Source organism: Staphylococcus sp. HMSC055A09, from assembly GCF_001809655.1.
GTDB lineage: Bacteria > Bacillota > Bacilli > Staphylococcales > Staphylococcaceae > Staphylococcus > Staphylococcus capitis.
On record NZ_KV798369.1, the window covers coordinates 23315 to 35857 of the forward strand.

7 protein-coding genes are annotated in these 12543 nt (G+C 37.6%); all 7 read left to right on the top strand.

The features are described from left to right. Positions 1-100 precede the first annotated feature (100 nt). The 7 genes from rpoB (at position 101) to tuf (ending at position 12461) form a co-directional block, all read left to right on the top strand. Positions 101-3652: a DNA-directed RNA polymerase subunit beta gene (gene rpoB, locus HMPREF2642_RS05690; protein ID WP_070597722.1), complete on the top strand. Its 3552-nt coding sequence runs from the start codon at positions 101-103 to the stop codon at positions 3650-3652. Positions 3653-3814: 162 nt separating this feature from the next. After that, the gene (gene rpoC / locus HMPREF2642_RS05695; RefSeq protein ID WP_161799215.1) at positions 3815-7411 is read left to right on the top strand and encodes a DNA-directed RNA polymerase subunit beta'; all 3597 of its coding nucleotides are present in this window, start codon (positions 3815-3817) and stop codon (positions 7409-7411) included. Between the two features lie 142 nt (positions 7412-7553). After that, entirely contained in the window at positions 7554-7814 is a 261-nt protein-coding gene (locus HMPREF2642_RS05700; protein WP_002433271.1) for a ribosomal L7Ae/L30e/S12e/Gadd45 family protein, read from the top strand. A 90-nt stretch (positions 7815-7904) separates the two neighbouring features. After that, positions 7905-8318: a 30S ribosomal protein S12 gene (gene rpsL, locus HMPREF2642_RS05705; protein ID WP_002433334.1), complete on the top strand. Its 414-nt coding sequence runs from the start codon at positions 7905-7907 to the stop codon at positions 8316-8318. A gap of 70 nt (positions 8319-8388) precedes the next feature. Then, positions 8389-8859, top strand: coding sequence for a 30S ribosomal protein S7 (rpsG, locus tag HMPREF2642_RS05710; RefSeq protein ID WP_001137495.1), 471 nt, complete (start codon positions 8389-8391; stop codon positions 8857-8859). A 117-nt stretch (positions 8860-8976) separates the two neighbouring features. Continuing rightward, positions 8977-11058 carry an elongation factor G gene (gene fusA, locus HMPREF2642_RS05715; RefSeq protein WP_002469900.1) on the top strand — a complete coding sequence of 694 codons (2082 nt, stop codon included), beginning with the start codon at positions 8977-8979 and terminating at the stop codon, positions 11056-11058. A 218-nt stretch (positions 11059-11276) separates the two neighbouring features. Then, entirely contained in the window at positions 11277-12461 is a 1185-nt protein-coding gene (gene tuf / locus HMPREF2642_RS05720; RefSeq protein ID WP_002432994.1) for an elongation factor Tu, read from the top strand. The last annotated feature ends 82 nt before the right edge of the window (positions 12462-12543 follow it).

Below are 12543 nucleotides of genomic sequence, written 5' to 3' on the forward strand. Positions count from 1 at the left end.
CATCATAAGTGTTGCCGTTTTCTTTTTGTCTTTTATATTCTTTATTGTGTCCTATTTCAATGTATAAGTAAAACACACAATTTTTGAGGGGTGAATCTGTTTGGCAGGTCAAGTTGTCCAATATGGAAGACATCGTAAACGTAGAAATTACGCGAGAATTTCAGAAGTATTAGAATTACCAAACTTAATAGAAATTCAAACAAAATCTTACGATTGGTTCCTTAAAGAAGGTTTATTAGAGATGTTCAGAGACATTTCTCCAATTGAAGATTTCACAGGTAACCTATCTTTAGAATTTGTAGATTATAGATTAGGTGAACCAAAATACGATTTAGAAGAATCAAAAAATCGTGACGCTACTTATGCTGCACCTCTTCGTGTCAAAGTACGTCTTATTATTAAAGAAACAGGCGAAGTTAAAGAACAAGAAGTCTTCATGGGTGATTTCCCATTAATGACAGACACAGGTACATTTGTAATCAATGGTGCTGAACGTGTTATCGTATCTCAATTGGTACGTTCACCATCCGTTTACTTCAATGAAAAGATTGATAAAAATGGACGTGAAAACTACGATGCAACTATTATTCCTAACCGTGGTGCTTGGTTAGAATATGAAACTGACGCAAAAGATGTAGTGTACGTTCGTATCGATAGAACTCGTAAATTACCATTAACTGTATTATTACGTGCACTTGGTTTTTCAAGTGATCAAGAAATCATTGATTTACTAGGAGAAAGTGAATATTTACGTAATACATTAGAAAAAGATGGTACTGAAAACACAGAACAAGCTTTATTAGAAATTTATGAACGTTTACGTCCTGGCGAACCACCAACAGTAGAAAATGCTAAAAGCTTATTATACTCACGTTTCTTTGACCCTAAACGTTATGATTTAGCAAGCGTAGGTCGTTATAAAGCTAATAAGAAATTACACTTAAAACATCGTTTATTCAATCAAAAATTAGCAGAGCCTATTGTTAACAGTGAAACAGGCGAAATTGTAGCTGAAGAAGGCACAGTACTAGATCGTCGTAAGATTGATGAAATTATGGAAGTTCTAGAAACAAACGCTAATAGCGAAGTCTTTGAACTTGAAGGTAGCGTTATTGACGAACCAGTTGAAATTCAATCAATCAAAGTATACGTACCTAATGACGAGGAAGGTCGTACAACTACTGTTATCGGTAATGCATTACCAGACTCAGAAGTTAAATGTATAACTCCAGCTGATATCATAGCTTCAATGAGTTACTTCTTTAACTTATTAAATGGCATTGGTTATACAGATGATATCGACCACTTAGGTAATCGTCGTTTACGCTCAGTTGGTGAATTATTACAAAACCAATTCCGTATCGGTTTATCAAGAATGGAACGTGTCGTGCGTGAAAGAATGTCAATCCAAGACACTGATTCAATTACACCACAACAATTAATCAATATTCGTCCAGTTATTGCATCAATTAAAGAATTCTTTGGTAGTTCTCAATTATCACAATTCATGGACCAAGCTAACCCATTAGCTGAGTTGACTCACAAACGTCGTTTATCAGCATTAGGACCTGGTGGTTTAACTCGTGAACGTGCTCAAATGGAAGTACGTGACGTTCATTACTCACACTATGGTCGTATGTGTCCAATTGAAACACCAGAGGGTCCAAATATTGGTTTAATTAACTCATTATCAAGTTATGCACGAGTAAATGAATTTGGTTTCATTGAGACACCGTATCGTAAAGTTGATTTAGATACGAACTCTATTACAGATCAAATCGATTACTTAACTGCTGATGAAGAAGATAGCTATGTAGTTGCCCAAGCCAACTCACGTTTAGACGAAAATGGTCGTTTCTTAGATGACGAGGTTGTTTGTCGTTTCCGTGGTAATAACACAGTTATGGCGAAAGAAAAAATGGATTACATGGATGTATCACCTAAACAAGTTGTATCAGCAGCTACAGCATGTATTCCATTCTTAGAAAACGATGACTCTAACCGTGCATTAATGGGTGCGAACATGCAACGTCAAGCGGTACCATTGATGAACACTGAAGCACCATTTGTTGGTACTGGTATGGAACATGTGGCTGCACGTGACTCTGGTGCTGCAATCACTGCTAAACACAGAGGTCGTGTTGAGCACGTTGAATCTAGTGAAATTTTAGTGCGTCGTTTAGTTGAGGAAAATGGCACTGAACACGAAGGTGAATTAGACCGTTATCCATTAGCTAAATTCAAACGTTCTAACACAGGTACTTGTTATAACCAACGTCCAATTGTTTCAGTTGGTGACGTGGTTGAATATAATGAAATCCTTGCCGATGGTCCTTCAATGGAATTAGGTGAAATGGCATTAGGACGAAATGTAGTTGTTGGTTTCATGACTTGGGACGGTTACAACTACGAGGATGCTGTAATTATGAGTGAACGTTTAGTTAAAGATGACGTTTACACTTCTATTCACATAGAGGAATATGAATCAGAAGCTCGTGATACTAAATTAGGACCTGAGGAAATCACTCGAGATATCCCTAACGTATCTGAAAGTGCACTTAAAAACCTAGATGATAGAGGTATCGTCTATGTAGGTGCTGAAGTTAAGGATGGCGACATTTTAGTTGGTAAAGTGACGCCTAAAGGTGTAACTGAGTTAACAGCTGAAGAAAGATTATTACATGCAATTTTCGGCGAAAAAGCTCGTGAAGTTCGCGATACTTCATTACGTGTGCCACACGGTGCAGGTGGTATTGTACTAGATGTTAAAGTGTTTAATCGTGAAGAAGGAGACGACACATTATCTCCAGGTGTAAACCAATTAGTAAGAGTTTATATTGTTCAAAAACGTAAAATTCATGTTGGGGACAAAATGTGTGGTCGTCACGGTAACAAAGGTGTTATTTCTAAAATCGTTCCTGAAGAAGATATGCCTTACTTACCAGATGGACGCCCAATTGATATCATGTTAAACCCACTTGGTGTACCATCACGTATGAACATCGGACAAGTCCTTGAGTTGCACTTAGGTATGGCTGCTAAAAACCTAGGCATCCACGTTGCATCTCCAGTATTTGATGGTGCTAACGATGAGGATGTATGGTCTACTATCGAAGAAGCAGGCATGGCTCGCGATGGTAAAACTGTATTATATGATGGACGTACAGGTGAACCATTCGATAACCGTATTTCTGTAGGTGTTATGTATATGCTTAAACTTGCTCACATGGTTGATGACAAGTTACACGCACGTTCAACTGGTCCATACTCACTTGTTACACAACAACCACTTGGTGGTAAAGCACAATTCGGTGGTCAACGTTTTGGTGAGATGGAGGTATGGGCACTTGAAGCTTATGGTGCTGCATATACTTTACAAGAAATCTTAACTTATAAATCTGACGATACTGTAGGTCGTGTAAAAACTTACGAATCTATCGTTAAAGGTGAAAACATCTCTAGACCAAGTGTTCCTGAATCATTCAGAGTATTGATGAAAGAACTACAAAGTTTAGGATTAGATGTTAAAGTGATGGATGAGCAAAACAACGAAATTGAAATGGCGGACGTTGATGATGAAGATGCAACAGAACGCAAAGTAGATTTACAACAAAAAGATGCTCCTGAATCACAAAAGAAAACAACTGATTAAAAAGCACTTAAGATAAAAGGATTCTTAAAGAGGTAATGAAATGTGAATCATTTCAACCTCTTTAAGGTATTCGATTTCAATGAAGATAAATCAATCAAATAGCACAGCTAATCTAAATTGAAGGAGGTAGGCTCCTTGATTGATGTAAATAATTTCCATTATATGAAAATAGGATTAGCTTCACCTGAAAAAATTCGTTCATGGTCTTATGGTGAAGTTAAGAAACCTGAAACAATTAACTATCGTACTTTAAAACCAGAAAAAGATGGTCTTTTCTGTGAGAGAATTTTTGGACCTACGAAAGACTGGGAATGTAGTTGTGGTAAGTACAAACGTGTACGCTACAAAGGTATGGTATGTGACAGATGTGGCGTTGAAGTAACTAAATCAAAAGTGCGTCGTGAAAGAATGGGACACATTGAATTAGCAGCACCTGTATCACATATTTGGTATTTCAAAGGAATTCCAAGTCGTATGGGTCTATTGCTAGACATGTCTCCAAGAGCATTAGAAGAAGTCATCTACTTCGCTTCTTATGTTGTAGTAGATCCAGGCCCTACTGGATTAGAGAAGAAAACATTATTATCTGAAGCAGAGTTCAGAGAATATTATGACAAATATCCTAATCAATTCGTAGCTAAAATGGGTGCTGAAGGTATTAAAGACCTATTAGAAGAAATTGATTTAGATGAAGAACTAAAACTGTTAAGAGATGAGTTAGAGTCTGCTACTGGTCAAAGACTAACTCGTGCAATTAAACGTTTAGAAGTGGTTGAATCATTCAGAAATTCAGGAAACAATCCTTCATGGATGATTTTAGATGTACTTCCAATCATCCCACCTGAAATTCGTCCAATGGTTCAATTAGACGGTGGACGTTTTGCTACAAGTGATTTAAACGACTTATATCGTCGTGTAATCAACCGTAACAATCGTTTGAAACGTTTATTAGACTTAGGTGCACCTGGCATCATCGTTCAAAACGAAAAACGTATGTTACAAGAAGCTGTAGACGCTTTAATTGATAACGGACGTCGTGGTCGTCCAGTTACTGGACCAGGTAACCGTCCATTAAAATCACTTTCACACATGTTAAAAGGTAAACAAGGTCGTTTCCGTCAAAACTTACTTGGTAAACGTGTTGACTATTCAGGTCGTTCGGTTATCGCCGTTGGGCCAAGCTTAAAAATGTATCAATGTGGATTGCCTAAAGAAATGGCACTTGAACTATTTAAACCATTCGTTATGAAGGAATTAGTTCAACGTGAAATTGCTACAAATATCAAAAATGCGAAAAGTAAAATCGAACGCATGGATGATGAAGTTTGGGATGTATTAGAAGATGTTATCACTGAACACCCAGTATTACTTAACCGTGCACCAACGCTTCATAGACTTGGTATCCAAGCATTTGAACCAACATTAGTTGAGGGTCGTGCAATCCGTCTTCATCCACTTGTAACAACAGCTTACAATGCGGACTTTGACGGTGACCAAATGGCGGTTCACGTACCATTATCAAAAGAAGCACAAGCTGAGGCACGTATGTTAATGCTTGCGGCACAAAACATCCTTAACCCGAAAGATGGTAAACCAGTTGTTACACCATCTCAGGATATGGTATTAGGTAACTACTATTTAACATTAGAACGTAAAGATGCTGTTAATACTGGTGCGATTTTCAATGACACTAATGAAGTATTAAAAGCTTATGCGAACGGTCATGTACACTTACACACTCGTATTGGTGTGCATGCAAGCTCATTCAACAACCCAACGTTCACAGATGCTCAAAATAGTAAAATCTTAGTTACTTCAGTAGGTAAAATTATTTTCAATGAAATCATTCCTGATTCATTTGCATATATTAATGAACCTAGTCAAGCAAATTTAGAAGATACTACGCCAGATAAATACTTCATAGATCCGACTCAATTAGGTGAGGGTGGCTTAAAAGAATACTTTGAAAATGAAGAACTTATTGAGCCATTCAATAAGAAATTCTTAGGAAACATCATTGCTGAAGTATTCAATAGATTTAGTATTACTGACACATCTATGATGTTAGATAGAATGAAAGACTTAGGTTTCAAATTCTCATCTAAAGCTGGTATTACTGTTGGTGTATCTGACATCGTGGTACTTCCAGACAAACAAGATATCTTAGATGAACATGAAAAATTAGTTGAACGTGTAACTAAACAATATAATCGTGGTTTAATCACTGAAGATGAACGTTATAACGCTGTTGTTGAAATTTGGACTGACGCAAAAGACCAAATTCAAGGCGAATTAATGCAATCTCTTGAGAAAACAAACCCTATTTTCATGATGAGTGATTCTGGTGCCCGTGGTAACGCATCTAACTTCACGCAATTAGCAGGTATGCGTGGATTAATGGCTGCACCATCAGGTAAAATTATCGAATTGCCAATCACATCTTCATTCCGTGAAGGTTTAACAGTATTAGAATACTTCATCTCAACTCACGGTGCTCGTAAAGGTCTTGCCGATACAGCTCTTAAAACAGCTGACTCTGGTTACCTTACTCGTCGTCTTGTTGACGTTGCGCAAGATGTTATCGTACGTGAAGAAGACTGTGGCACTGACCGTGGTTTATTAGTTTCTGATATCAAAGAAGGTACAGAAATGATTGAACCATTTATTGAACGTATCGAAGGTCGTTATTCTAAAGAAACAATTCGTCATCCTGAAACTGATGAAGTAATCATTCGTCCAGACGAATTAATTACTGCAGATATCGCTAAGAAAATTACTGATGCTGGTATTGAACAAATGTACATCCGCTCAGCGTTTACATGTAACACTCGTCACGGTGTTTGTGAAAAATGTTACGGTAAAAACCTTGCTACAGGTGAAAAAGTTGAAGTCGGTGAAGCAGTTGGTACGATTGCCGCTCAATCAATCGGTGAGCCAGGTACACAGCTTACAATGCGTACATTCCACACTGGTGGGGTAGCAGGAAGCGATATCACTCAAGGTCTTCCACGTATCCAAGAAATCTTTGAAGCACGTAACCCTAAAGGACAAGCGGTTATTACTGAAATCGAAGGTGTAGTAGAAGACATTAAATTAGCTAAAGATCGTCAACAAGAAATTGTTGTTAAAGGTGCTAACGAAACTAGATCATATCTAGCTTCAGGTACTTCAAGACTTAAAGTTGAAGTTGGTCAATCAGTGGCACGTGGTGAAGTTCTTACTGAAGGTTCAATTGAGCCTAAAAACTACTTAGCAGTAGCAGGACTTAATGCGACTGAAAGTTACCTATTAAAAGAAGTTCAAAAAGTTTACCGTATGCAAGGTGTTGAAATCGACGATAAACACGTTGAAGTTATGGTTAGACAAATGTTACGTAAAGTTCGTATCATTGAAGCTGGTGACACTAAATTATTACCAGGTTCTCTTGTGGACATTCACAGCTTTACTGATGCTAACAGAGAAGCCTTTAAACACCGTAAACGTCCAGCAACTGCTAAACCAGTATTGCTTGGTATTACAAAAGCTTCTCTTGAAACTGAAAGCTTCTTATCAGCTGCGTCATTCCAAGAAACAACACGCGTTCTTACAGATGCAGCAATTAAAGGTAAACGCGATGACTTACTTGGACTTAAAGAAAACGTTATTATCGGTAAGCTAATCCCAGCAGGTACTGGTATGAGACGTTACAGTGATGTTCAATATGATAAAACATCAGCTCCTGTAGCAGATGTAACTGAAGATGTTGAGATTACTGAATAAATTTTAACTTGAGAGTGAGGAGTTAATACCTCACTCTCTTATATATTTATTTTTAAAAGCTTAGAGTTATTGTTGACTATGTGTATTAAAAAATGTTAATATATTAAAGGTTGATGCAAGCAGAACTTTGGAGGATATGTACATGTCTAATGAAAAAGTTGCACGCTTTAACAAACAACACTATGTAGTTGGTCTTAAAGAAACGCTTAAAGCGTTAAAGAAAGATCAAGTTGCATCATTGATTATCGCTAAAGACGTTGAAGTTCATTTATTAACTCGCGTGTTAAGCTATATCAATCAAGAAAATATACCAGTGACATTTTTTTCTAGCCAGCGGGCTTTAGGAGAATATGTAGGTATCAATGTTAATGCAACTATTGTTGCGTTATTGAATGAGAATTAGTAAGTATGATGCTTACTAAATTTTATTTAACCTTAAAATGAACCACCTGGATGTGTGGGATTAAAAAATGAAGAGAGGAGGACACATTCAATGCCAACTATTAACCAATTAGTACGTAAACCAAGAAAAAGCAAAACTAAGAAATCAGATTCACCAGCTTTAAACAGAGGTTTCAATAGTAAAAAGAAACAATTTACTAACTTAAACTCACCTCAAAAACGTGGTGTTTGTACTCGTGTAGGTACTATGACACCTAAAAAACCTAACTCAGCGTTACGTAAATATGCGCGTGTGCGTTTATCAAATAACATTGAAATCAACGCATACATCCCTGGTATCGGACACAACTTACAAGAACACAGTGTAGTACTTGTACGTGGTGGACGTGTTAAAGACTTACCTGGTGTGCGTTATCATATTGTACGTGGTGCACTTGATACTTCAGGTGTTGATGGACGTAGACAAGGTCGTTCATTATACGGAACTAAAAAACCTAAAAATTAAGTTTAAGATTACGTAAATTTTAAATACATTTTTAAAGATTATACTATAATAGGAAGGGAGGATTTACATTATGCCTCGTAAAGGATCAGTACCAAAAAGAGACGTATTACCGGATCCAATTCATAACTCTAAGTTAGTTACTAAATTAATTAACAAAATTATGTTAGACGGTAAACGCGGAACAGCTCAAAGAATTCTTTATTCTGCATTCGACTTAGTTGAACAACGTAGTGGTCGTGATGCATTAGAAGTATTCGAAGAAGCAATCAATAACATTATGCCAGTATTAGAAGTTAAAGCTCGTCGTGTGGGTGGTTCTAACTACCAAGTACCAGTTGAGGTACGCCCAGAACGTCGTACTACTTTAGGATTACGTTGGTTAGTAAACTACGCTCGTCTTCGTGGTGAGAAAACTATGGAAGATCGTTTAGCTAACGAAATCTTAGACGCTGCAAATAATACAGGTGGTGCAGTCAAAAAACGTGAGGACACTCACAAAATGGCTGAAGCAAACAAAGCATTTGCTCACTACCGTTGGTAAGATGAAAGCTTTTACCCTGAGTGTGTTCCGTTATAAGGTTTACCAATAATGGCTCATGCTTAGGGCATCGCCATATCTATAGTACTTATTCAGTAAATACTGGAAGGAGAAAAACACATGGCAAGAGACTTTTCTTTGAAAAATACTCGTAACATCGGTATCATGGCTCACATTGATGCTGGTAAGACTACTACGACTGAACGTATTCTTTATTACACAGGTCGTATCCACAAAATTGGTGAAACACACGAAGGTGCTTCACAAATGGACTGGATGGAACAAGAACAAGACCGTGGTATCACAATCACATCTGCTGCAACAACAGCACAATGGGATGGCCACCGTGTCAACATTATCGATACACCTGGACACGTAGACTTCACTGTTGAAGTTGAACGTTCATTACGTGTACTTGACGGTGCGGTTACTGTACTTGATGCTCAATCAGGTGTAGAACCTCAAACTGAAACAGTTTGGCGTCAAGCAACTACTTATGGCGTACCACGTATCGTATTCGTAAACAAAATGGATAAATTAGGTGCTAACTTCGAATATTCAGTAAGCACTTTACATGATCGTTTACAAGCAAATGCTGCACCTATCCAATTACCAATTGGTGCCGAAGATGAATTCGAAGCAATCATTGACTTAGTTGAAATGAAATGCTTTAGATATACTAACGATTTAGGTACAGAAATCGATGAAATTGAAATTCCTGACGATCACAAAGAAAGAGCTGAAGAAGCTCGTGCTCAATTAATCGAAGCTGTTGCAGAAAGCAACGACGAATTAATGGAGAAATATCTTGGTGACGAAGAAATTTCTATCGATGAATTAAAAGCTGCTATCCGTAAAGCAACTACTGACGTAGAATTTTACCCAGTACTTTGTGGTACAGCATTCAAAAACAAAGGTGTTCAATTAATGCTTAATGCAGTAATTGACTACTTACCTTCACCATTAGACGTTAAACCAATCATTGGTCACCGTGCTAATGACCCTGAAGAAGAAGTTGTTGCTAAACCAGACGATTCAGCTGAATTCGCTGCATTAGCATTCAAAGTTATGACTGACCCTTATGTTGGTAAATTAACATTCTTCCGTGTGTACTCAGGTACATTAACTTCAGGTTCATACGTGAAGAACTCTACTAAAGATAAACGTGAACGTGTAGGTCGTTTATTACAAATGCACGCAAACTCACGTCAAGAAATCGATACTGTTTACTCAGGTGATATCGCTGCTGCGGTAGGTCTTAAAGAAACAGGTACTGGTGATACTTTATGTGGTGAGAAAAACGACATTATCTTGGAATCAATGGAATTCCCAGAGCCAGTTATCCACTTATCTGTTGAACCAAAATCTAAAGCTGACCAAGATAAAATGACTCAAGCTTTAGTTAAATTACAAGAAGAAGACCCAACATTCCATGCACATACTGATGAAGAAACTGGACAAGTTATCATCGGTGGTATGGGTGAATTACACTTAGACATCTTAGTTGACCGTATGAAGAAAGAATTCAACGTTGAATGTAATGTAGGTGCTCCTATGGTTTCATACCGTGAAACATTCAAGCAATCTGCACAAGTTCAAGGTAAATTCTCTCGTCAATCTGGTGGTCGTGGTCAATACGGTGATGTTCATATCGAATTCACACCTAACGAAACAGGTGGAGGTTTCGAATTCGAAAACTCTATCGTTGGTGGTGTAGTTCCACGTGAATACATTCCATCAGTTGAACAAGGTCTTAAAGATGCTATGGAAAATGGTGTCTTAGCTGGTTATCCATTAATCGATGTTAAAGCAAAATTATTTGATGGTTCTTACCACGATGTCGATTCATCTGAAATGGCCTTCAAAATTGCTGCATCATTAGCGCTTAAAGAAGCTGCTAAAAAATGTGATCCAGTTATCTTAGAACCAATGATGAAAGTAACTATCGAAATGCCTGAAGAATACATGGGCGATATCATGGGTGACGTAACTGCTCGTCGTGGACGTGTAGATGGTATGGAACCTCGTGGTAATGCACAAGTTGTAAATGCCTTTGTACCACTTTCAGAAATGTTTGGTTACGCAACTTCATTACGTTCTAACACTCAAGGTCGCGGTACTTACACTATGTACTTTGACCACTATGCAGAAGTTCCTAAATCAATCGCTGATGAAATCATCAAGAAAAATAAAGGTGAGTAATTTAACTTGTTAAGACTAGCCATGCTAGGTTAAAATACAGGTTGAGCTTATTGTTAAGCTATCACTTTTATGATTTGATTTTTAAGGGTAAATGCATTATAAAAGAATTATAAATTCTTTTAGGCTTAACTCAATCAATTATCTTCTCATGATGGTGAGAAACTATCATGAGAGATAAATTTGAAATAACTTTTACTAAGAATAGGAGAGATTTAATAATGGCAAAAGAAAAATTTGATCGCTCAAAAGAACATGCCAATATTGGTACTATCGGTCACGTTGACCATGGTAAAACAACTTTAACAGCTGCTATCGCAACTGTATTAGCTAAAAATGGTGACACTGTTGCACAATCATACGACATGATTGACAACGCTCCAGAAGAAAAAGAACGTGGTATTACAATCAATACTGCACACATCGAGTATCAAACTGACAAACGTCACTATGCTCACGTTGACTGCCCAGGACACGCTGACTATGTTAAAAACATGATCACTGGTGCTGCTCAAATGGACGGCGGTATCTTAGTAGTATCTGCTGCTGACGGTCCAATGCCACAAACTCGTGAACACATCTTATTATCACGTAACGTTGGTGTACCAGCATTAGTTGTATTCTTAAACAAAGTTGACATGGTAGACGACGAAGAATTATTAGAATTAGTTGAAATGGAAGTTCGTGACTTATTAAGCGAATATGACTTCCCAGGTGATGATGTACCTGTAATCGCTGGTTCAGCATTAAAAGCTTTAGAAGGCGATGCTCAATACGAAGAAAAAATCTTAGAATTAATGCAAGCAGTTGATGATTACATTCCAACTCCAGAACGTGATTCTGACAAACCATTCATGATGCCAGTTGAGGACGTATTCTCAATCACTGGTCGTGGTACTGTTGCTACAGGCCGTGTTGAACGTGGTCAAATCAAAGTTGGTGAAGAAGTTGAAATCATCGGTATCCACGAAACTTCTAAAACAACTGTTACTGGTGTAGAAATGTTCCGTAAATTATTAGACTACGCTGAAGCTGGTGACAACATCGGTGCTTTATTACGTGGTGTTGCTCGTGAAGACGTACAACGTGGTCAAGTATTAGCTGCTCCTGGTTCAATCACACCACACACTAAATTCAAAGCGGAAGTTTACGTTTTATCTAAAGACGAAGGTGGACGTCACACTCCATTCTTCAGTAACTACCGCCCACAATTCTATTTCCGTACTACTGACGTAACTGGTGTTGTTAACTTACCAGAAGGTACTGAAATGGTTATGCCTGGCGACAACGTTGAAATGACAGTTGAATTAATCGCTCCTATCGCTATTGAAGACGGTACTCGTTTCTCAATCCGTGAAGGTGGACGTACTGTTGGATCAGGCGTTGTAACTGAAATCTTCGAATAATATTTATTATTCATTATTTCTAAGGACTCCCAGTTTGGGAGTCTTTTTTTATTCCAATTTTTACATATATTTCCTATTTTTT

What these genes read in the sequence shown, in the direction of transcription:
- rpoC (WP_161799215.1), top strand. Translation starts at nt 3,815, where the DNA reads ATGAAAATAGGATTAGCTTCACCTGAAAAAATTCGTTCATGGTCTTAT.
- HMPREF2642_RS05700 (WP_002433271.1), top strand. Translation starts at nt 7,554, where the DNA reads ATGTCTAATGAAAAAGTTGCACGCTTTAACAAACAACACTATGTAGTT.
- rpsL (WP_002433334.1), top strand. Translation starts at nt 7,905, where the DNA reads ATGCCAACTATTAACCAATTAGTACGTAAACCAAGAAAAAGCAAAACT.
- rpsG (WP_001137495.1), top strand. Translation starts at nt 8,389, where the DNA reads ATGCCTCGTAAAGGATCAGTACCAAAAAGAGACGTATTACCGGATCCA.
- fusA (WP_002469900.1), top strand. Translation starts at nt 8,977, where the DNA reads ATGGCAAGAGACTTTTCTTTGAAAAATACTCGTAACATCGGTATCATG.
- tuf (WP_002432994.1), top strand. Translation starts at nt 11,277, where the DNA reads ATGGCAAAAGAAAAATTTGATCGCTCAAAAGAACATGCCAATATTGGT.